Annotated in this window: 13 protein-coding genes; 6 read left to right on the forward strand and 7 right to left on the reverse strand. The window is 74.7% G+C overall.

The window, feature by feature from the left end:
- Positions 1 to 7 precede the first annotated feature (7 nt).
- Positions 8 to 1,198, reverse strand: a complete 1,191-nt coding sequence (mnmA, locus tag ITJ44_RS02300) for a tRNA 2-thiouridine(34) synthase MnmA (RefSeq protein WP_194633162.1) — start codon at positions 1,196 to 1,198, stop codon at positions 8 to 10.
- On the reverse strand, positions 1,195 to 2,400 hold the full coding sequence (locus tag ITJ44_RS02305; protein WP_194633163.1) for a cysteine desulfurase family protein: 1,206 nt from the start codon (positions 2,398 to 2,400) through the stop codon (positions 1,195 to 1,197). The genes mnmA and ITJ44_RS02305 overlap by 4 nt, the downstream gene beginning before the upstream one ends.
- A gap of 18 nt (positions 2,401 to 2,418) precedes the next feature.
- Between ITJ44_RS02305 and ITJ44_RS02310 the strand changes: the two genes are divergently transcribed.
- Positions 2,419 to 4,476: a glycogen-debranching protein gene (locus ITJ44_RS02310; protein ID WP_228494462.1), complete on the forward strand. Its 2,058-nt coding sequence runs from the start codon at positions 2,419 to 2,421 to the stop codon at positions 4,474 to 4,476.
- Positions 4,477 to 4,630: 154 nt separating this feature from the next.
- Positions 4,631 to 5,965, forward strand: a complete 1,335-nt coding sequence (locus tag ITJ44_RS02315) for an SGNH/GDSL hydrolase family protein (protein ID WP_194633164.1) — start codon at positions 4,631 to 4,633, stop codon at positions 5,963 to 5,965.
- A 59-nt stretch (positions 5,966 to 6,024) separates the two neighbouring features.
- On the opposite strand, the gene glgP is transcribed toward ITJ44_RS02315, so the two are convergent.
- The gene (gene glgP / locus ITJ44_RS02320; protein WP_194633165.1) at positions 6,025 to 8,580 is read right to left on the reverse strand and encodes an alpha-glucan family phosphorylase; all 2,556 of its coding nucleotides are present in this window, start codon (positions 8,578 to 8,580) and stop codon (positions 6,025 to 6,027) included.
- A gap of 557 nt (positions 8,581 to 9,137) precedes the next feature.
- On the opposite strand from glgP, the gene ITJ44_RS02325 reads away from it, so the two are divergent.
- Positions 9,138 to 11,300, forward strand: a complete 2,163-nt coding sequence (locus tag ITJ44_RS02325; protein WP_370551638.1) for an alpha-1,4-glucan--maltose-1-phosphate maltosyltransferase — start codon at positions 9,138 to 9,140, stop codon at positions 11,298 to 11,300.
- On the forward strand, positions 11,297 to 13,867 hold the full coding sequence (gene glgB / locus ITJ44_RS02330; RefSeq protein WP_194633166.1) for a 1,4-alpha-glucan branching protein GlgB: 2,571 nt from the start codon (positions 11,297 to 11,299) through the stop codon (positions 13,865 to 13,867). Before ITJ44_RS02325 ends, glgB begins: the two co-directional genes overlap by 4 nt.
- A 73-nt stretch (positions 13,868 to 13,940) precedes the next feature.
- On the opposite strand, the gene ITJ44_RS02335 is transcribed toward glgB, so the two are convergent.
- Together ITJ44_RS02335 and ITJ44_RS02340 are read right to left on the reverse strand one after the other, a co-directional pair.
- Complete coding sequence (locus ITJ44_RS02335) at positions 13,941 to 14,936, reverse strand: tetratricopeptide repeat protein (protein WP_194633167.1); 996 nt, start codon at positions 14,934 to 14,936, stop codon at positions 13,941 to 13,943.
- Positions 14,933 to 16,798, reverse strand: coding sequence for a hypothetical protein (locus tag ITJ44_RS02340; protein ID WP_194633168.1), 1,866 nt, complete (start codon positions 16,796 to 16,798; stop codon positions 14,933 to 14,935). The genes ITJ44_RS02335 and ITJ44_RS02340 overlap by 4 nt, the downstream gene beginning before the upstream one ends.
- Positions 16,799 to 17,081: 283 nt before the next feature.
- Between ITJ44_RS02340 and ITJ44_RS02345 the strand changes: the two genes are divergently transcribed.
- Positions 17,082 to 18,863: a hypothetical protein gene (locus tag ITJ44_RS02345; RefSeq protein ID WP_194633169.1), complete on the forward strand. Its 1,782-nt coding sequence runs from the start codon at positions 17,082 to 17,084 to the stop codon at positions 18,861 to 18,863.
- 22 nt (positions 18,864 to 18,885) lie between these two features.
- Positions 18,886 to 19,944, forward strand: coding sequence for an AI-2E family transporter (locus ITJ44_RS02350; protein WP_194633170.1), 1,059 nt, complete (start codon positions 18,886 to 18,888; stop codon positions 19,942 to 19,944).
- Positions 19,945 to 19,959: 15 nt separating this feature from the next.
- On the opposite strand, the gene ITJ44_RS02355 is transcribed toward ITJ44_RS02350, so the two are convergent.
- Together ITJ44_RS02355 and ITJ44_RS02360 are read right to left on the reverse strand one after the other, a co-directional pair.
- Complete coding sequence (locus tag ITJ44_RS02355; RefSeq protein WP_194633171.1) at positions 19,960 to 20,694, reverse strand: alpha/beta hydrolase; 735 nt, start codon at positions 20,692 to 20,694, stop codon at positions 19,960 to 19,962.
- Entirely contained in the window at positions 20,691 to 20,987 is a 297-nt protein-coding gene (locus ITJ44_RS02360) for a hypothetical protein (RefSeq protein ID WP_194633172.1), read from the reverse strand. The genes ITJ44_RS02355 and ITJ44_RS02360 overlap by 4 nt, the downstream gene beginning before the upstream one ends.
- Positions 20,988 to 21,017: the final 30 nt, after the last annotated feature.

A 21,017-nucleotide genomic window follows, 5' to 3' on the forward strand; every position in this document is an offset into this window, starting at 1 on the left:
GGTGCGCTCACTCCCCCGTGGCCGCGCCGACGAGGGCGGGGGCGGGGGCGGGGGCGGCCAAGGCGGCGTCGCGCATCGGCGGGCGGGACCCGGCCACGGCGCTCACCGTGCGGTCGATGGTGACCTGGCCGAGCACGCGCGTGCCCGCGTAGACGACGGCGGTCTGACCGGGGGCGACGCCGTGCAGGGGGTCTCGGGGGGTGATCACGAGCTGCATGCTGCCATCGACCTCCGACACCGCCGCCCGCGCGGGCACGGGGTCGGCGTGGGCGCGGATCTGCACGTCGCAGTCGAACGGCTGGTCCGGCCGCGTGGGCGGGGTGCCGGCCCACGTGAAGGAGGACCCGGCGATCTCGCGGATGGCGAGCGCCTCCTGCGGGCCGACGACCACCGTGTTGTCCTTGGGCCGGATCTCCAGCACGAAGCGCGGCCGGCCGTCGGGCGCCGGGGTCCCGATCGCCAGGCCCTTGCGCTGCCCGACCGTGAAGGCCGCGGCTCCCTGGTGCGTGCCGATCGCGATGCCCTCGCCATCGAGGATGTCGCCGGGCGCGGCTCCCACGCGGTCGGCGAGCCAGCCGCGCGTGTCGCCGTCGGGGATGAAGCAGATGTCGTGGCTGTCGGGCTTCTGCGCCACCTGGATCCCCCGCGCCTGCGCCTCGGCGCGCACCTCCGCCTTGGAGGGCGTCGAGCCGAGCGGGAAGTACGAGTGCGCGATCTGCTCGGCGGTGAGCACGCCGAGCACGTACGACTGGTCCTTGGCCCACGCGGCGGCGCGGTGCAGCTCGGGCTCGCCGTCCGGCCCGGGGAGCACGTCGGCGTAGTGGCCCGTGCAGACGGCATCGAAGCCGAGGTCGAGCGCCTTCTCGAGGAGCGCCGCGAACTTGATCCGCTCGTTGCAGCGCATGCAGGGGTTCGGCGTGCGGCCGGCCTGGTACTCGGCCACGAAGTCGTCGACCACGTCGGCGGCGAAGCGCTCGGAGAAGTCCCACACGTAGAACGGGATGCCGAGGAGGTCGGCCGTGCGGCGCGCGTCCATCGAGTCCTCGATGGTGCAGCAGCCGCGGGATCCGGTGCGGAGCGTCCCCGGCATGCGGCTGAGCGCGAGGTGCACGCCCGTCACGTCGTGCCCGGCCTCCACGGCGCGGGCGGCGGCCACGGCGGAGTCGACTCCGCCACTCATCGCTGCGAGGATCTTCACCCCGTGAGCCTACGCGCCGCGCGGCCCGCGAGGCCCGCCCGGGAGGCGCGCGCGACGGCGTCGGGCAGCGCCGCCAGGAGCGCGTCGACGTCGGCGTCCGTCGTCGTGCGGCCGAGCGTGACGCGGAGCGCGCCGCGGGCCGCGTCCTCGGGGATGCCCATGCCGATGAGCACGTGGGAGACCTCGGCCACGCCGGCCTGGCACGCGGATCCGGTGCTCACCGAGACGCCGGCCATGTCGAGCAGGAGCAGCAGCGAGTCGCCCTGGCACCCCGCGAAGGTCAGGTGCGCGTTGCCGGGGAGGCGGCCCCCGGGATCCGGGTCGCCGCGGAGGACGGCGCCGGGGACGTCGCGGAGCACGGTCTCGACGAGCCGGTCGCGGAGCGCCGCCAGCCGGAGCCGCTCGGCGTCGAGCTCGGCGACCGCGAGGGTGACGGCCGTCGCGAACGCCACGGCGGACGCGGCGTCCTGCGTGCCCGAGCGCACCTGCCGCTGCTGGCCGCCGCCGTGGATCTGCGGATCCACGGCGGCCTGCCGCGCGAGCACGAGCGCGCCGCTGCCGACGGGCCCGCCGACCTTGTGCGCCGACACGCTGACCGCGTGGACGCCCGCCTCGCGCCAGCGCCGGAACGGGACGGGCATGTGGCCGAGCGCGGCGACCGCGTCGACGTGCACGGGCACGCCGTGCGCCCGGGCGAGGGCGGCGAGCTCCTCGACGGGCTGGATCGTGCCGACCTCGTTGCTCGCGGCGAGGAACGTGAGGAGGGAGGCGGATGCGGGGTCGGCGGCGAGCGCGGCGGCGACCGCGTCGACCCGGATGCGCCCGACCGCGTCGATCGGGAGCCGCTCGACGACCGCGCCGCGGCGCTCGAGCCACTCGACCGTGTCGACCGTGGCGTGGTGCTCGCCGTCGGGCACGAGGATCCGCGTGCGACGCGCGTCGGAGGCCACCCGCGCGCCGTGCAGCCCCTTGATGCCGAGGTTCACCGACTCGGTGCCGCCGGAGGTGAGGATCACCTCGACGGGATCCGCGTCGAGGGCCCGCGCGATGGCCTCGCGGGCCTCCTCGAGCACGCGCCGGGCCTCCTGGCCGTGCGAGTGGATGGAGGACGGGTTCCCCACGAGCGTGAGCGCCCCGGCGAGCGCCGCGATCGCCTCGGGCCGCATCGGGGTCGTCGCCGCGTGGTCGAGGTAGACCGTCATGCCCCTACCCTAGGTCGCATGCCGCGCCCCGGACCGCCCGTGCCCCTGGGGCTGACGCTCCACGACCAGGGGGGCACGCTGCGCGTCGTGAGCCACGGCGCGTCCGCCGTGGAGCTCACCGTCTCGGCCGTCGACGATCCCCGCCGCGTGGCGCAGGTCGTCCCCCTCGATCGCGGCGACGCGGGCGTCTGGACGGGCTCCAGCGCCCTGCTCGTCCCCGGCACCGCGTACTCGGTGCGCGTCGACGGCGACCCCGCGCCCGGCGATTCCTTCGACCCGACGCGGCACCTGCTGGACCCCTACGCGCGCGGCCTGGTGCAGGTCGGCCCCGCCGCATGGCGCTCGGTCGCCACGCGCGAGGTGCCCGCCGGGGAGCGCGCCGCCCGCCGCGCCGCCCGTCCCGTCGTGCCGCGCGACCGGCAGGTCGTCTACGAGCTCCACGTGCGCGGCTTCACGAAGACCGACGAGCGGCTCCCGGAGGAGCTCCGCGGCACCTACGCGGGTCTCGGGCACCCGGCCACGGTGGCGCGCCTGGTCGACCTCGGGATCACGACCGTCGAGCTCCTGCCGGTGCACGCGTCCACGAGCGAGGAGCGGCTGCGCGCGCAGGGCCGGATCAACCACTGGGGCTACAACACGCTCGCGTACCTGGCGCCGCACGCGCCCTACGCCACGCGCGCGGCGCGCGACGCGGGGGCCGACGCGGTCGCCGCCGAGTTCCGCGGCATGGTCGACGCGCTCCACGCCGCGGGGATCCAGGTCGTGCTCGACGTCGTCTACAACCACACGGCCGAGGAGGGCGCCGACGGGCCGATCACGAGCCTCCGCGGGATCGACGGGTCCCGCTACTACCGGCACACGCCGGACGGCACCCCCATCGACGTCACGGGCTGCGGCAACACGGTCGACCTGTCCCGGCCCGACGCGCAGCGCCTCGTGCTCGACTCGCTCGAGCACTGGTCCGACGTGATGGGCGTGGACGGCTTCCGCTTCGACCTCGCCGTCACGCTCGGCCGCGACGAGCGCGTGGACTTCGACCCGGGGCATCCGCTGCTGCGCGCCATCGTCGAGGACGAGGCGCTCGAGGGGCTGCTCATGATCGCCGAGCCGTGGGACGTGGGCATGGGCGGGTGGCGCACGGGCGGGTTCGGATCCGGCTGGAGCGAGTGGAACGACGGCTACCGGGACGTCGTGCGCGACTTCTGGCTGACCGACGTCGCCCAGGCGAGGCGCACCGGCCACGCCCCGAGCGGCGTGGGCGCGCTCGCGTCCTGCCTCGCCGGCTCCTCGGGCACCTTCGCCGCCGACCGCGGCCCGCTCGCGTCCGTCTCCTTCGTCACGGCGCACGACGGCTTCACGCTCGCGGACCTCACGTCCTACGACCGCAAGCACAACAGCGGCAACGGCGAGTCGAACCGCGACGGCACGGACGCCAACCGCTCGTGGAACCACGGCGTGGAGGGGCCGACGCGCGACGCGGCGATCCTCGCGGCCCGCCGCCGCACGTCCCGCAACCTCCTCGGCACGCTGCTCGTCTCCGCGGGCATCCCCATGATCACGATGGGCGACGAGCGCGGCCGCACCCAGCGCGGCAACAACAACGGCTACTGCCTCGACAACGCGGCCACGTGGATGCGCTGGGACGAGGACGCGTGGCGGATGGACCTGGAGGCGACGACGCGCCACCTCCTCCGGATCCGGCGGGAGAACCCGGCGCTCCGGCCCTCGCGCTACGCGGAGCCCGACGCGCGCGTGCCGAGCGCATCCGTCCTCGCGTGGCGCGACGCCGACGGCGCGCCCATGACGGAGGCGGCCTGGGAGTCCACGGGCACGCGCACGCTGCAGTGGATCACCACGTCGACGCCCGAGACCGAGGACCCGAACCGCGTGCTCGTCGTCGTCCACGGGCAGGAGTCCCGGGCCGCCGTGACGCTGCCGGAGCAGGACGGCGTCGCGTGCTGGTGCCTGCTCTGGTCGAGCGAGTGGGAGCGGCCCGAGGTCGTGGCGACCGACGACGCGCCGGGGGACCGGGTCGAGGTCGACGGGCCGGCGCTGCGGATCTACCTGGCCTGCTGAGCGCTCCTCCCCCGTGCTGGCGCGGGGCGCACCCCGATGCGTCCCGGACGGGGGCCGAGCCGGGCTCGCGTCGCGCGCCGCTCGTGTGCTCTCCTGGAGTGACCCGCACGATCCGCCGCGCACCGTCGCGCCCCGAACGACGAGGACGCCGCCCATGACCGACGAGTCCCCCGCCCCGCCCGGCGGCCGCTCCCCCGGCCTGCCTCCCCTCGGCCGTCCGACCGATGCCCGACGGACGCTCACCCGCCGTGCGCTCGTCGCGGGCGGCGGCCTGGCCGCGCTGTCGGCGGTCGCCGCCGTCGCCGGCTGCACCACGACCCCGCGCCCGGCCCCGCCGACCGGGGACGCGACCGCGACCCCGTCGGCGGATGCCGGGGATCCCCCCGCGCCCGCCGTCACCGCGTCCGGCGGCCCGCCGATCGACGCCATGACCTACGCGCCCGACGACGCGCTCGCCGGCTTCTACGCCCTGCGGGACGCCGTGCGCGAACGGCGCCTCACGATCGGCGTGCTCGGCGACAGCATCACCGAGGGCCAGGGCGCCACCACGCTCCAGCACGCCTACCCCGCCCAGCTCCGCGACCGGCTGCGCGGCGCCTACCCGTCCGGCGCACGCGGCGGGCTCGACTACATCGCCTCCCGGCACCAGATCACCGTGCCCGCCGACCAGGGCTTCGCGTTCGCCGGGACGCCCGCAGCGGGCGGGCGGCACGGCTGGGGGCGGCGCGTCGTCGCGCTCACGGAGGCCGCGGGTCCCGGCACGTACCGGGCCCGCATGACCTCGGCGCGGGTGTGCTGGTGGGCGCCCGGGCTCGACGCCGCGATCACCGTGCAGGTCGACGACGGCGCGCCCGAGACCGTGCAGGCGGACGTCGGCGGATCCCTCACCTGGACGAGCCCGCCGCTCGAGTCCGCGGAGCACGCGATCACGGTCGCGTGGGCCGGCGGGAAGCCCGAGCTCGAGGGCGCGTGGCTCTTCGACGGCGACGAGACCCGCGGGATCCACGTCATCGAGGGCGGCAACTCCGGCTCGCAGCTCTGGCAGCTCTCGGAGAAGGCGCGACCCGACGGCGTGAGCACGTGGATACGCTCCGCCCCCCGCTTCGAGCTCGACCTCTGGATGCCCGAGCACCTCATCAACGACGTGGTCGTCCGCACTCCCGAGCAGGTGCGGTCGGACGCGGCCGTGCTCATCGAGCTGATCCGCACGACGAGCGAGGCGCCCATCCTCTTCACCCCGCCGTACGAGCGCACGACGCTGCCGATCCCCGGCACGACGTGGGCCGACTACATCGGGGCGCTGCGCGACGCGGCGTCCGCGGATCCGCTCGCCGACGTGTTCGAGATCGGCGCGTACATCCCCCGCATGGTGGGCGACGGCGCGTCGGACCCCTACGGCTGGATGGGCCCGGACAACCACCCGAACGACCGCGGCTACGCGCGCTTCGCCGAGGTGCTCGCCGCGAAGCTCTCCGCCACGCCGGCCTGACCGCCGACGGGCCCGACGCGGCGGCCGAGCGACGCCCCGATGGACGCCGCCCGGCCGCGTCAGCTCGCGACCGCGACCAGCCCCGGCTCCGCGCTCGAGGCCAGCAGCTCGTGCCGCGGCACCACGCGCACGGTGTAGCCGAACGGTCCCGCGCTCGCGAGCCGCACGGCGCCCGCGTACTCCTGCTGCCCGCCGGATCCGCCGACCGGCTCGAGCGCCTGCCGCACGACGTCCGCGAGCACGTCGCCCTCGCCCGTGCGCCCGTGCACGACCTCGACCGTGACGTCCTCCGCGCCGAGCCCGCCGAGCGCGACCCAGGCGCGCACCCGCAGCTCGTCGCCGACCTGCGCCTGGTGCTCGACGCCCTCCGACTCGACGTGCGCGACCTGCACGGACGGCCACGCGGCGGCGACGCGTCCGCGCCAGGCCGCCAGCTCGCGGGCGCGCGCCGCGCCGTCCGCCGCGACGACGGCCTGCGCGTGGCCCGCGGGCACGTACAGCCGCTCGACGTACTGGCGCACCATGCGGTCGGCGCTGAGCTCGGGTGACAGCGTGCGGAGCGTGTGGCGGATGTCGTGCACCCAGCCGACGGGCACGCCGTCCGCGTCCCGCTCGTAGAAGCGCGGCGCGATGCGGTTCTCGATGAGGTCGTAGAGCGCGGTCGCCTCCATCGCGTCGCGCTCGGCGCCGTCGTGCGCGCGGTCGGCCGAGGGGATCGCCCAGCCGTTGCCGCCGTCGAAGTACTCGTTCCACCAGCCGTCGAGGATCGACAGGTTGAGCGCGCCGTTGAGCGCCGCCTTCATGCCGCTGGTGCCGCACGCCTCCAGCGGCCGGAGCGGGTTGTTGAGCCACACGTCGGTGCCCGGGTAGAGCAGCTGCGCCATCCCGATGTCGTAGTCGGGCAGGAACACGAGCCGGCCGCGGATCCCCGGCTCGGCCGCGAAGCGCACGAGCTCCTGGATGAGGCGCTTGCCCTCGTCGTCCGCGGGGTGGGACTTCCCCGCGACCACGATCTGCACGGGCCGGTCGGGGTCGGTGAGGATCCGGCGGAGGCGCTCCCGGTCGTGGAGCATGAGCGTCAGCCGCTTGTAGGTGGGGACGCGCCGGGCGAAGCCGATGGTGAGGACCTCGGGGTCGAGCACGTCCTCGAGCCATGCGGGCTCGACGGCGCCGGGGTTCTGCTCGCGCCAGGCGCGGACGACCCGCCGGCGGGCGTCCTCCACGAGCTGGCGGCGCATCCGGCCGCGCACGTCCCAGAGGTCGCCGTCGCTCACGGCAGATGACGACCAGTCGGCCGCCGTGGTATCCCACGTGCCGAGGCGCTCGCGCGCGAGCGACATGAGCATCGGGTCCGTCCACGTCGGCGCGTGCACGCCGTTCGTCACGCTCGTGATCGGCACCTCCTCGGTGTCGAACCCCGGCCAGAGCCCCGCGAACATGCCCCGGCTCACCTCGCCGTGCAGCTGCGAGACGCCGTTGGCGCGCTGCGCGAGGCGGAGGCCCATGAGCGCCATGTTGAACACGTCGGGCGATCCGCCGTCGTGCGACTCCGCGCCCAGCCCGAGCACGCGCTCCGGCGGCACGCCCGGCAGCAGCCGATCCGTGACGTGCCGCCGCACGAGGTCCACGTCGAACCGGTCGATGCCCGCGGGCACGGGCGTGTGCGTCGTGAAGACCGTGCCGGCGCGCACCACCTGCAGCGCCTCGTCGACGTCGAGTCCGTCGGCCATGAGGGTCGAGATCCGCTCGACGCCGAGGAAGCCCGCGTGGCCCTCGTTGGTGTGGAAGACCCGGGGCACGGGCGCGCCGGTGACGCGGGAGTGCGCCGCGATGGCGCGCACGCCGCCGATGCCGAGCAGCAGCTCCTGGTGCAGCCGGTGCTCGCCGCCGCCGCCGTAGAGCCGGTCGGTGACGCGCCGCAGCTCGTCGTCGTTCTCGGGCACGTCGGTGTCGAGGAGGAGCAGCGGGATGCGGCCGACCCGGGCCACCCAGATCCGCGCGTGCAGCGTGCGTTCGGCGGGCAGCGCGAGGGACACGTGGACGGGCGCGCCGTCGGCGTCGCGGAGCACCTGGAGCGGCAGTCCGTCCGGATCGAACACGGGGTAGGTCTCCTGCTGCCAGCCGTCGGAGGAGATCCCCTGGCGGAAGTAGCCGGACCGGTAGAAGAGGCCGACGCCCACGAGCGGGACGCCGAGGTCGGAGGCGCTCTTGAGGTGGTCGCCCGCGAGGATCCCGAGGCCGCCGGAGTACTGCGGCAGCGCAGCCGCGATCCCGAACTCGGGCGAGAAGTAGCCGATCGACTCGGGCACGTCGTCGCCGAGCGACTGGTACCAGCGGGGCTCGTGGCAGTACGTGCGGAGGTCCTGCCGCTGCTCCTCCGCCCACGCGACGAATCCCTCGTCGGCCGCGAGCTCGCGGAGGCGCTCCTGGTCGACCGCGCCGAGGAGCGCCACCGGGTCGTGGCCCGTGCCCTCCCAGAGCTCGGGGCTGACGTGCGCGAACACGCGGCGGGTCGGCTCGTACCACGACCACCGGAGGTTCCCGGCGAGCTCGTCCAACGCGGACAGCTCCTCCGGGAGGACGGCACGGACGGTGAATCTGCGGATGGCCTTCACGGGACTCCCTCGGACCGGACGGCGGCGGGTGGACCCGCGCGGGTGGCCCCGAGCCTAGGGGCGCGGGGTGGTGCGCACCAGGGTCCCGGTCGGGCGTGGAGGGGCCGTGGACGCGGGGCGCACGGCCGGTGACGCGGGGGCGTCGGGGATCCGCACGGCGTGCGCCACCGCCGCGGCGAGCGACAGCCGGACGGCGCACGAGCTACGGTCGAACAGTGACCACACCCCAGGACGGACCCGATCCCCTCCCCCGCCCGGTGCGCGGCCGTGCAGCCCGCAAGGCCGCCAAGGCCCAGAAGCTCCAGGACGCCCAGAGGCCCCCGGAGCCCCGACCCCCGCTGATCCCGGAGGCCCCCGCTCAGGCGGCCGCCGCGACCCCCGAGCCGCAGCCGCCCGTGATCCCCGCGCCGCCCCTGACCCCGCCGGTCCCCGCGGCGCCGGAGCCCGCGCACGTCCCGGCGCCCGAGGACGCAGCTCCCGTCGAGCCCGCGCGCGAGGTCGCGCCGGCGCCCGAGCCCGCCGCACCCGTCGAGCCCGCGCTCGAGCCCGCCGCTCCCGTGCCGTCCGCGCCGCGCCACGCCGCTCCGGTCGCCGAGCCGACGCCCGATGCCGCGCCGGCGCGCTCCGCCTGGCCCCTCGAACCGGCGCCGGCCGACCGGACCCCCGCCGCGGCCCCCGCGGACGAGCCCGCCCCCGACGACGACGACGACTACCTCCCCGTCATCGGCCGCATCCCGATCCTCTCGCTCACCCCGCAGATCGAGGACGACCTCTGGCCCGTCACGAGCTTCGTCCACGACGTCGTGCCCTTCGGCGCGACGATCTTCCGCGAGGGCCACGACCTCATCGGCGCCGACGTGCTGCTCACCGACCCGACCGGCGCCGTCACCGGGCACCGCATGTCGCTCGACGCCACGAAGCCCGGCCTCGACCGCTGGATGACGACCGCCCAGCTCGAGACGCAGGGCGTCTGGACCTGGCGGGTCAGCGCGTGGTCCGACGACTTCGGCACGTGGCTGCACGACGCGGAGATCAAGGTGCCCGCCGGCCTCGACGTCGACGTGATGCTGGCCCTCGGCGCGGAGGCGCTCGAGCGCGCGGCCGCGGACGACGACCGCGATCCGGCCGACCGCGCCGTGCTCCGCGACGCCCTCGCCGGCATCGCGGACGCCGATGCCACGGCCGAGGCCCGCCTCGCCGCCGCCACGACCCCCGAGGTCCTCGCGGCGTTCGACCGCATCCCCCTCCGCAGCCTGGTCACGCTCTCCCCCGAGCGCACGATCGTCGTGGAGCGCGAGCGCGCCGCCGTCGGGTCCTGGTACGAGTTCTTCCCGCGCTCCGAGGGCGCGGTGGAGCACGAGGACGGATCCTGGACGAGCGGCACGTTCGCCACCGCCGCCCGCCGTCTCCCCGCGATCCGCGACATGGGCTTCGACGTCGTCTACATCCCGCCGGTGCACCCCATCGGCCGCACCAACCGCAAGGGCCCGAACAACACGCTCACCGCGGGCCCGCACGACCCGGGGTCGCCCTACGGCATCGGCTCGGAGGACGGCGGGCACGACTCCATCCACCCCGAGCTCGGCACCGAGGACGACTTCCGCGCGTTCGTGCAGGCGGTCGCCGACCACGGCATGGAGCTCGCGATCGACATCGCCCTCCAGGCGTCGCCCGACCACCCGTGGGTCACGACGCACCCGGAGCTCTTCACGACGCTGCCCGACGGCTCGATCGCGTACGCGGAGAACCCGCCGAAGAAGTACCAGGACATCTACCCCCTGAACTTCGACAACGACCCCGAAGGGGCGTACTGGGAGATGCTCCGCGTCATGCGGGTGTGGCTCGGCCTCGGCGTCAAGATCTTCCGCGTCGACAACCCGCACACCAAGCCGCTCGTGTTCTGGGAGCGCCTCATCCACCGGGTGATGCGCGACGAGCCCGACGCGATCTTCCTCAGCGAGGCGTTCACGCGCCCCGCGATGATGCGCACGCTGGCGAAGATCGGCTTCCAGCAGTCGTACACGTACTTCACCTGGCGCAACACGAAGAAGGAGCTCGAGGAGTACCTCACCGAGGTCAGCCACGAGACGAGCGACTACCTGCGCCCGAACTTCTTCGCGAACACGCACGACATCCTCACCCCGTACCTGCAGTTCGGCGGGCGGGCCGCGTACCGGATCCGCGCGGCCATCGCCGCCACCGCGTCGCCGTCGTGGGGCATCTACTCGGGCTACGAGCTGATCGAGAACGTCGCGCGCCCCGGCGCCGAGGAGAACATCGACAACGAGAAGTACGAGTACAAGCCGCGCGACTGGGCGCGCCAGGAGGAGCTCGGCGGATCCATCGCGCCGGAGATCACGCGCCTCAACGAGATCCGCCGCGAGCACCCGGCGCTCCGCCAGCTGCGGAACCTCGACGTGCACTGGAGCGACGACGACTCCATCCTCGTCTACTCCAAGCACCTCGCGGCCGAGCACACCGGCACGGGCGAGGCCGACACGATCCTCGTGGTCGCCAACGTCGACCCGCACTCCGCGCGCGAGACCCAGGTGCACCTCGACCCGACCCGCTTCGGCCTCGCCGAGGACGCCGTGTTCGACGTCGAGGACCTCCTCACGGGCGACGTCTACACGTGGTCGACCTCCAACTTCGTCCGGCTCGACGCGTTCACGCACCCCGTGCACGTGTTCCGGGTCCACCCGACCGCATCGAAGGGATGACGGACATGACCGACACCACCCCCGCGCACGACCCCCAGGACGAGCTGCCCGGCGCCGACGTGATCGTGCCGCCTGCCGCCGATGCCGACCTCGAGCAGGGCGCCGACGTCGTCGTGCCCGCGGCCGACGGGGACCCCGTCGACGAGGCACCCGCGTCGCCTTCCGATCCCATCCGCCTCCCCGAGGTCGCCGACCACGACCTGCGCGCCGTCGCCGATGGCGTCCACTCCGGACCGCACTCGGTCCTCGGCCAGCACCCCGTGGCGATCGACGGCGTCGGCGACGACCTCGTCGTCGTCCGCGCCCTGCGCCCGCTCGCGGAGGCCGTCTCGGTGGTCCTCTCCACGGGCGCCCGCGTCGCGCTCGCGCACGTGGGCCACGGCGTCTGGCAGGGCGCGCACGTGCTCGGCCTGCAGGACTACCAGGTCGAGGCGCGCTACTCCGACGGCGGCACCTGGACCAGCGACGACCCGTACCGCTTCCTCCCGACCGTGGGCGACCTCGACCTCCACCTGTTCGGCGAGGGCCGCCACGAGCGCCTCTGGGACGTCCTCGGCGCCCACCACCGCGAGCACTGGGGCGTCGCGCAGACGTACTGGGGCGTCTCCTTCTCCGTCTGGGCGCCGCACGCCCGGGCCGTGCGCGTCATCGGCGGCTTCAACGGCTGGGACGGCGTGCAGCACGCGATGCGCCGCCTCGACGGCAACGGCGTCTGGGAGCTCTTCGTCCCGGGCGTCGAGCCCGGCGTCTCGTACAAGTTCGAGATCCTCACGCAGACGCGGCAGTGGATCGAGAAGGCCGACCCCATGGCCCGCATGACCGAGGTCCCGCCCGCCACCGCGTCGCGCGTCGAGACGAGCGCCTACCAGTGGGACGACGCCGCCTGGCTCGAGGAGCGGGCCGCGCGCGACCCGCACGACTCCCCCATGAGCGTGTACGAGATGCACCTCGGGTCCTGGCGGCCCGGCCTCGGCTACCGCGAGGTCGCCGGCGAGCTGGTCGCCTACCTCCAGGAGCTCGCGTACACGCACGTCGAGTTCCTGCCGCTGGCGGAGCACCCGTTCGGCGGCTCTTGGGGCTACCAGGTCTCCGGCTACTACGCGCCCACCTCGCGCTTCGGATCGCCCGACGACCTCAAGTTCCTCATCGACGCGCTGCACCGGGCCGGCATCGGCGTCATCGTGGACTGGGTCCCCGCCCACTTCCCGAAGGACGCGTTCGCGCTCGCGCAGTTCGACGGCCAGCCGCTCTACGAGCACACGGATCCGCGCCGCGGCGAGCAGCAGGACTGGGGCACCCTCGTCTTCGACTTCGGCCACTCGCAGGTGCGCAACTTCCTCGTCGCCAACGCGCTGTACTGGTTCGAGGAGTTCCACATCGACGGCCTCCGGGTCGACGCCGTGGCCTCGATGCTCTACCTCGACTACTCCCGCGAGGAGGGCCAGTGGCTCCCCAACGTGCACGGCGGCCGCGAGAACCTCGAGGCGATCAGCTTCCTGCAGGAGGTCAACGCCACCGCGTACCGCACCCACCCCGGCATCGTGATGATCGCGGAGGAGTCCACGAGCTTCCCCGGCGTCACGCGCCCCACGAGCGACGGCGGGCTCGGCTTCGGGCTCAAGTGGAACATGGGCTGGATGCACGACACGCTCGACTACGCGGCCGAGGACCCGATGTACCGCTCCTACCACCACGGCCAGATCACCTTCTCGATGGTCTACGCGTACACCGAGAACTTCCTCCTCCCCATCAGCCACGACGAGGTCGTGCACGGCAAGGGCTCGCTCGTCGGCAAGATGCCCGGCGACCATTGGCAGAAGCTCGCCAACGTCCGCGCATACCTCAGCTTCATGTGGTCCCACCCCGGCAAGCAGCTGCTGTTCATGGGCCAGGAGTTCGGGCAGCCGTCCGAGTGGAGCGAGGAGCGCGGGCTCGACTGGTGGATCCTCGACCAGCCCGTGCACCGCGCCCTGTTCGACCTCGTCGGGTCGCTCAACCGCACCTACGTGGACACGCCCGCGCTGTGGGCGCTCGACAACGACCCGGCCGGCTTCGAGTGGATCGACGCGGGCGACGCCGGGCGCAACGTGCTGGCGTTCCTCCGCCGCGACCGGGAGGGCCACCAGGTCGCCGTCGTGCACAACTTCTCCGGGGCGCCCATCCAGGGCTACCGGCTGGGGCTGCCGCAGGCGGGCGTCTGGGAGGAGATCCTCAACACCGACGCCGAGCAGTTCGGCGGATCAGGCGTGGGCAACCTCGGCGCCGTGCACGCCGGCGACGAGGGCTGGCACGGCCGCCCGGCGTCGGCGGAGCTGACGCTGCCGCCGCTCGCGGGCCTCTGGCTGCGCCTCGAGCAGGATCCGGCCGACCTCCGCCCCGTCGAGGCGCCCGCGCACGCGGCCCCCGACGCGGACGAGTCGCGCGCCGACGGCACGCCGTACGCCGGCGAGACCGCGACGCCCGTCCTGCCGCAGTCGCCCGATGCGCAGCCGCCCGTCGAGGCGCTGTCCGCGACGGACGACGCCCCCGGCGCGGACGACGGCACCCCGCGGGTGCCGACCGTCTGACCCGACCGCCCGCACGACGACGGCGCCGCATCCCTCAGGGTGCGGCGCCGTCGTCATGCGGGCGGGACGCGCGTCAGTACAGCAGGCGCGTGAGGCGGCGTCGGGCGACCCCGACGCGCGGGTCCTCGAGGCCGACGACCTCGAAGTGATCGAGCAGGCGCTGCCGGATGGCCTCGCGCCCCTCGGCGTCCGCGGACGGGAACAGCTCCAGGAGGCGCGTGAACGCGTCCTCGACGTGCCCGCCGGACAGGTCGAGGTCCGCGACGAGCAGCTGCGCGTCGACGTCCTCGGGTGCGGACGCGGCGGCGCCGCGGATCTCGTCCGCCGCCCTCCCGTCGAGGCGGTGCAGGAGGCTCACCTGGGCGAGGCCGGCGACCGCGAGGGCGTCACGCGGGTTCTGCGCGATGGCGGTGCGGTACTCGGCGGCGGCGGACGCGTAGTCGCCCTGCTCGATGAAGGCGTAGGCCTCGGCGTGGTGCGGCGGCAGCGGCTCCTCGACCGGGGCGGCGGGCTCCGGGGATCCCGCCGGGGCGACGGCCTGGCCGGTGACGCCGTTCTGCTGCGCCAGCTCCAGCACCTGCTGGAGGACATCGCGGACCTGGTCCTCGGGGATGACGCCCGCGAACAGGCCGACGGGACGCCCGCCGATGAGCGCCGCGACCGTCGGGACGGTCTGCGCCTGGAAGGCCTGCCCCAGCTGCGGGCTCTGGTCGACGTCGATGCGCACGAGCAGCACGCGGCCGCCCTGCTCCGTGACCACGCGCTCCAGCACGGGCGACAGATCGCGGCTCGAGGCGAGCCCCGTCGACACCAGCTCGACGATGACGGGCACCACGGAGGAGATGTCGAGGAACCGGGTGAACGACGCGTCGTCCGCCGCGAGCACGAGGCCGGGGACGTCGACCGTCTGCGGAGCGCCCGCGGCGTCCGCGGGGGCTCCGGGCGCTCCGGGCGCTCCGGCGGCAGCCGGCCCGCCCGCGGGTGCGGCAGGCGCCTGAGCCCGGTTCACGAGCGAGGAGAGGTCGACGGCGCCGCGGAGGCTGGCGGCGGAGGGGGGCACGTTCGTCATGGGAGCTCCTTGGCCGAGGTGATGTGGGTGCTGGAGGCGTAGAGGCGGATCTTCTCGCCCGAGTTCACGGGCGGCACGTACATGAGCATCTGCGCCGTGCGGACGGTGTCGAAGCCCTTCGCCGAGTCCGTGAGCCCGGTGAGCGCCTGGACCTCCGGGTTCGCGTTGACCTTCGCGCCCTCGGCGGTCGGCTTCGCCACGATCCCGAGCTGGACGGTGACGCTCACGAGCGCCCCCGACTCGACCGTCGACATGGCGACGGGAGTGGCGGGGTCGGCGGTGGCCTGGAACTCGACCGTGCCCGTCTCGCCGATCGAGGTCGGGAAGTCGGCCTTGCGCTTCGCGTCCTGCGCCCGCACGCCGTCGTCGGTCGGGTCGAAGAGGTCGGCGTACTGGCTCGCGTCGCCGCTGTTGAGCACGTCCGCGTAGGCCGCGGAGAGCTGATCCGGCTGCACGGCGAGGAGCTTCACGTCCGGCGCGAGCCGCGCCGCGCCGATGGCGGCCGGCGCCACGTCCGGGAGCGCCGCCGTGGTGGAGATGGGCATGGCGTACCGGACGCGGTAGTTGTCGCGCGGGCTGTCCTGCACGAGCGTGAGGGAGAGCGTCGGCGCGTCCTGCGCGTCGGGGTCCTTGACGACCGCCGCGACGGTGCGCGGCCAGGTCAGCGTCGCCTGCGGGAGCGTCAGCTGGAGGTCGCCCGCGGGGATCGCGGGGAGGGCGGCGATGTCGGGCTTGGCCTTCCTGACCTGGTAGTCCGAGGTGCGCTCCTGCAGCGCCGGGCCGGCGAACCGGGGTGCCAGGGTGGCGGCGTCCAGGGACTGGTCCGCCGCGGACGCGACCTCGGACACGCGCGACAGGATCCGCGCGGCCTGGTCGTCGGTGACGACGGGCGGGTCCGCGTCCTCCGCCTCGCGGGCGGCGTCGAGCGACGACGTCGGGGTGGGCGTCGCGGTGGATCCCACGCCCGCGGCGAGGTCGGCCGGCGCGCCCTGCGCGGTGCAGCCGCTCAGCGCGAGCCCGGTGACGACGAGGACGGGCAGCGCGATGCGGCTCCGACGCCCGCGGCCGCGGGGCGCGACGGGCGCGGCCCCGGTGCCGGCGGTGAGGGCCGCGCGACGGGCGGCCGGGCCGATGCGCGGGATGCGCGGCCCGCCGCGCGGCGGCAGGTTGCGCCGCGGTCCGCGGCTACGACGCAGGTGACGGAGCGCCAGGAGGTAGAGGACGAGGCCGACCACGAGCAGCGCGATGCCCCCGACCACGAGCGGGACGACCCAGGGCGACTCGCCCTCGGACGGCCAGGAGATCTCGACGTCCGCGGGGGCGGCGGCCTGGCCGTCGGTGGCGACGATGAGGCTCACGTCGTCCGGGAGCCGGGTGCTGAGCGACACCTCGCCCTGCCCGGTCTGCTCGGAGAGCCACAGGTCGGATCCGCGGGGATCCGTGACCGTGGGCGTCGCCGCGGCCGCGGTGCTCGACGCGTCGGAGCCCGAGGCCCCCGCGGTGGGGCTCGGCGACGGCGTGGGGGTCGTCGCGGTCGCATCGGGCTGCACGACCTGGCTCGTGAGGGCGCCCTGGTCGTCCATCGCCACGCGCGTGTAGGGGCTGCTGCCGACCCACGCCTCCACGTCGGTCGCGGGGCCGTAGGCCACGAAGACCTCGCCGTCGCCGCGGACGACCGTGTCCTGCAGGCCGGGGTGCGCGTTGAGCGTCTTCCCGTCGACGATCGTGTAGGCGGCGCCGCCGGCGGAGGACGTGGCCGTGGTGATGCGGTCGGGTCCCGCCAGGAACGTGTGCTGGGCGATCCCCAGCCCGATCATGAGGGCCGCGACCACGAAGGTCGCGATCGCCAGGACGAATCGCACGGGTGTCTCCTCTCGTGTCGTCGCGGGAGGCGGCCTCATGAGCCGCGATCGGATGCGGATCGCGGCGGCCGACGAGCACGGGTGCTCTCGCGACGCTCCGCCGTGCTGCAGGCGGACCGGCGGCGGACGACGACATCGAAGGATACCGGACGACCCTGGGAGCGCCCGCCCCGGCGCCGCCGTCGCCGGGAGACGGACGCGGTCGCCGGCCCCCGACTCGGTAGGATCGGCTCCTGCTGCGCCCCGCCCGGCGTCCGCGAGCCGCCCGCGAAGGAGTCTCCCCGTGCCCCACGACGACACGCCGTTCAGCCCCGCGATGCGCGGCTACAACCGCGACGAGGTCGACCGGGCCGTCGCCGACCTGCGGCGCGAGCTCATCCGCTCGAACCAGCAGGGCGCGGAGCTCCGGGCCGAGGCCGAGCGCCTCCGCCGCAGCGAGCAGGAGCTGCGCGACGAGCTGGATGAGGTCGGCAGCCCCACGTTCGCCGGCCTCGGCAGCCGGCTCGAGGCCACCCTCCGCGTCGCCGAGGAGCAGTCGACGCGACTGGTCGCGCAGGCCGACGCGGACGCCGCCCGGCTCCGTCGCGCCACGCAGGAGGAGACGGACGCGCAGCGCGCCGAGGCCGAGGCGACCGCACGGCACCTCGTCGACTCGGCGCGGGCGCAGGCTGCGCAGATCCTCGACGCCGCGCGCCGGGAGGCGGACGACCTGCACGAGCGGGCGGACGACCGCGCCGAGGGCCTCCGCAGCGACGCCGAGCGCGAGGCCGCCGCCCTCCTCCTCCGCACGCGCACCGAGGTCGCCGACCTCCGTGCCACCGCGGAGCGGGACACCGACGCCCAGCGCGCCGAGGCGGCCCGCGAGGTCGCCGAGCTGCGGGCGCGTGTCGACCGCGAGACCGACGAGGCCCGCCGCGACGCCGCCGACCTCGCCCGCGACACCGTCCTCGCCCGCGGCGCGCTCGAGCGGGAGCTCGCCGACGCGCGTGCCCGGCACGACGAGTCCGTCGCCGAGGAGCGCGCCGAGCTCGACCGCGACGTGCGGGAGACCGAGGAGCGCCTGCGGCTCGATGAGGAGACCCGCCGCATCGCCCTCGCCCAGCTCGACGAGCAGACCCGCGCGGACCTCGACCGCGAGATCGAGCAGGCGCGCACCGACTGGGACCGCGAGCTGCAGGCCTCGCGCGACGACTTCGACCGCCGGATCCACGCGGAGCGCACGGCGTTCGACCGCGACGTCGAGGAGACCCGCGCCGCCCTCGAGCGCGAGATCGCCGAGACCCGGGAGGCGCTGGAGCTGGAGCTGGCGACCGCGCGGGGCGACCTGGCCCGCGACGTCGACGAGGCCCGCACGGATCTCGCCCGCGACATCGCCCAGGGCACCGAGCGCCTGGAGCGCGAGACGCGCGCGACGCGCGCCCAGCTGGAGCTCGAGGCCGTCACCGCCCGCGCCGCCCTCGAGCGGGAGATCGCCGAGGCCGAGGCCCTCGAGGCCGACCGTCGGGAGGCCGAGCGGCTCCGCCTCGAGCGCGAGGCCGCGGAGACCCGGCGCGAGATCCAGGCCGAGGCCGACGAGGCCCGTCTGACGCTCAGCCGCGAGATCGAGCAGGGACATCTCGACCTCGACGCCGAGATCACCGCCCGCCGCGACCACGACGCCCGCGACGCCGCCGAACGCCAGCGCGAGGCCGCCGAGCGCACCGCCGCGTACCTCGGCGAGGCGGAGGCGCGGCTGCAGGAGGTCACGGCGCTGCTCGCCTCCACGCGCGAGGAGGCCGAGGAGCTCGCGATCGAGAGCCGCGACTCCGCGCGGAAGGTGCGGGAGGACGCCGACCACGACGCGCGCGCCGCCATCGCCGACGCCGAGCGCCGCGCCCGCGAGACCGTGGCGGACGCGGAGCGCCGTGCGCGCGAGGCGGTCGCCGACGCGGAGGAGCGCCTCGACCGCATTAGGATCGAGCGCGAGGCGGTGGCCGCGTACCTCGAGAACGTCCGCGGCGTGCTGACCCAGGCGGACGACACCTCATCCTCCGACGACGACCCCGCACCGCGCGCTGAGCGCTGAGCCGACTCGGAAGACCTGAGACGTGAAGATCCAGAACCCCTACCGCCTCGGCCTCCTGGCCGGTCTCGGCGTGCTCACCGCCCTCGTCATCGGCGGCGCCCTCGTGTCGCTCGGCACCGTCCTCACCTACGTCGGCACGGCCATCTTCCTGGCACTCGGCATCGACCCGCTCGTCACGTTCCTCGAGCGCAAGGGCGTGCCCCGCCCGGTCGCCATCCTCGTGATCTTCCTCGTGCTCCTCGGAAGCCTCGCCGGCGTGCTGCTGGCGGTCATCCCCGTCGTCGTGAACCAGGCGAGCGCGCTCGTCACGCAGATCGTGCAGTACGCGCAGAGCGTGAGCGGCGACCAGTTCATCGAGAACCTGCAGTCGTTCGTGCCGCGCGAGGTATTCGACGTGCAGACCGGCGCCGACCAGCTCGTGCAGTACCTCTCCAACGCCTCGAACGTCGCGACCATCACGGGCAACGTGCTCACGGTCGCCTTCACCATCGGGAACTTCCTCTTCGGCCTCGTGATCGTCGTGATCCTCACGATGTACTTCACGGCGTCGCTCAACTCGTTCAAGAGCGGCCTCTACAAGCTCGTGCCGGCCACGCGCCGCGCGCGCTTCGCCGACATCGCCGAGCAGATCACGCAGTCGGTCGGCCGCTACGTCATGGGCCAGGTGGGCCTGGCGCTCTGCAACGGCGTGCTCAGCTTCGTCTACCTCAGCATCGTCGGCGCGGCGCTGCCGGCGGTCTGGGCCTTCATCGCGTTCCTGTTCTCGCTGCTGCCGCTGGTGGGCACGATCACCGGCTCGACGCTCATCGTGCTCGGTCAGATCGTGCTGCTGCCGGAGTCGATGAACACGTGGATCGCCGTGGCCATCTACTACCTCGTCTACATGCAGATCGAGGCGTACGTGCTGAGCCCGAACATCATGAACCGGGCGGTCAAGGTGCCCGGCGTCGTGGTCGTCATCGCGGCGCTCACGGGCGGCACCCTGCTCGGCGTGCTCGGTGCCCTCATCGCGGTCCCGGTGGCCGCGGCGGTCCTGCTCATCATCCGCCAGGTCGCGGTCCCGCTGCAGAACGAGCGCTGACCGCCTCGCGCGGGATCAGCCGGCGGTCGGCCACTCGGTCGGCAGCGGCAGCGCGTCGGGCGCGACCGCGCGCACGATCTCGGTGAGCACGCGCGAGACCTGCGCCTCCCCCACCCACAGGTGCTTGGCGCCGTCGACGGCGATGAGCTCCGCATCGGGCACGGACGCGAAGCGCTCGCGCGCCTCGGCCGGCCGCAGGAAGTCGTCGTGCTCGGGCACGAGGATCACCAGGCGGCGCGCATCGCCGTGCCACGCGGCCACCTCGTCGGCCGTCGCGCGGTGCAGCGGCGGCGAGAGCAGGATCGCACCCTCGATCGGGTGCGACCGACCGTGCTTCAGCGCGATCTCCGTGCCGAAGGACCAGCCGACGATCCACGGCGCGGGCAGGCCGCGCGCGGCCACGAGGTCCATGGCGGCGGCGAGGTCCAGGCGCTCCGCGTCCCCGCCGTCGAAGGCGCCCTCGCTCGTCCCGCGGGCGGACGTCGTGCCGCGCGTGTTGAAGCGGAGGACCGCGAGGCCGGTCATGGCCGGCAGGCGGAGGGCGGCCTTGCGCAGCACGTGCGAGTCCATGAACCCGCCGGCCGTGGGCAGCGGGTGCAGCGTCACGAGCGTCGCGACGGGATCCCGATCGGCGGGCAGCGCGAGCTCCCCCACGAGCCGCAGGCCGTCGGCCGTCACGAGCTCGACGTCCTCGCGCTGGGCGGGCAGCTCCGTCGAGCTCGTGATGGGGCGGGGCGCGGTATCCGTCATGAGACCTTCCAGCAGTGGGTGTGCCAGTGGCGCCGGGCGGCGAGGTCGCTCTGCTCGCCCATCATGCCGTCGGCTCGCCAGGCCACGACGTGCGCGTGGCCGGGCTCGATGTCGAGGGTGCAGCCGGGGCAGCGGTAGACCTTGAGGGCCCGGGCGGCCGAGACGGGCTGCACGTTCCAGACCCGTCCCCGGCGGGTCTCGGTGTGCTGCGAGCCGCTGAGGAGGCGCGTGAGCACGTCCTCGTCGTCGTCCTCGCGCGCGCGTCTCCCCCGGGGTCGATTGCTGCGCGGCATGATCCGATCCTAGGCGGCGCCGCGCACGGG

The sequence above is a fragment of the Clavibacter sp. VKM Ac-2873 genome, from assembly GCF_015351075.1.
GTDB lineage: Bacteria > Actinomycetota > Actinomycetes > Actinomycetales > Microbacteriaceae > Clavibacter.

What these genes read in the sequence shown, in the direction of transcription:
- ITJ44_RS02355 (WP_194633171.1), bottom strand. Translation starts at nt 20,694, where the DNA reads ATGACGGATACCGCGCCCCGCCCCATCACGAGCTCGACGGAGCTGCCC.
- glgB (WP_194633166.1), top strand. Translation starts at nt 11,297, where the DNA reads ATGACGGACATGACCGACACCACCCCCGCGCACGACCCCCAGGACGAG.
- ITJ44_RS02305 (WP_194633163.1), bottom strand. Translation starts at nt 2,400, where the DNA reads ATGACGGTCTACCTCGACCACGCGGCGACGACCCCGATGCGGCCCGAG.
- ITJ44_RS02315 (WP_194633164.1), top strand. Translation starts at nt 4,631, where the DNA reads ATGACCGACGAGTCCCCCGCCCCGCCCGGCGGCCGCTCCCCCGGCCTG.
- ITJ44_RS02335 (WP_194633167.1), bottom strand. Translation starts at nt 14,936, where the DNA reads ATGACGAACGTGCCCCCCTCCGCCGCCAGCCTCCGCGGCGCCGTCGAC.
- ITJ44_RS02360 (WP_194633172.1), bottom strand. Translation starts at nt 20,987, where the DNA reads ATGCCGCGCAGCAATCGACCCCGGGGGAGACGCGCGCGCGAGGACGAC.
- ITJ44_RS02310 (WP_228494462.1), top strand. Translation starts at nt 2,419, where the DNA reads ATGCCGCGCCCCGGACCGCCCGTGCCCCTGGGGCTGACGCTCCACGAC.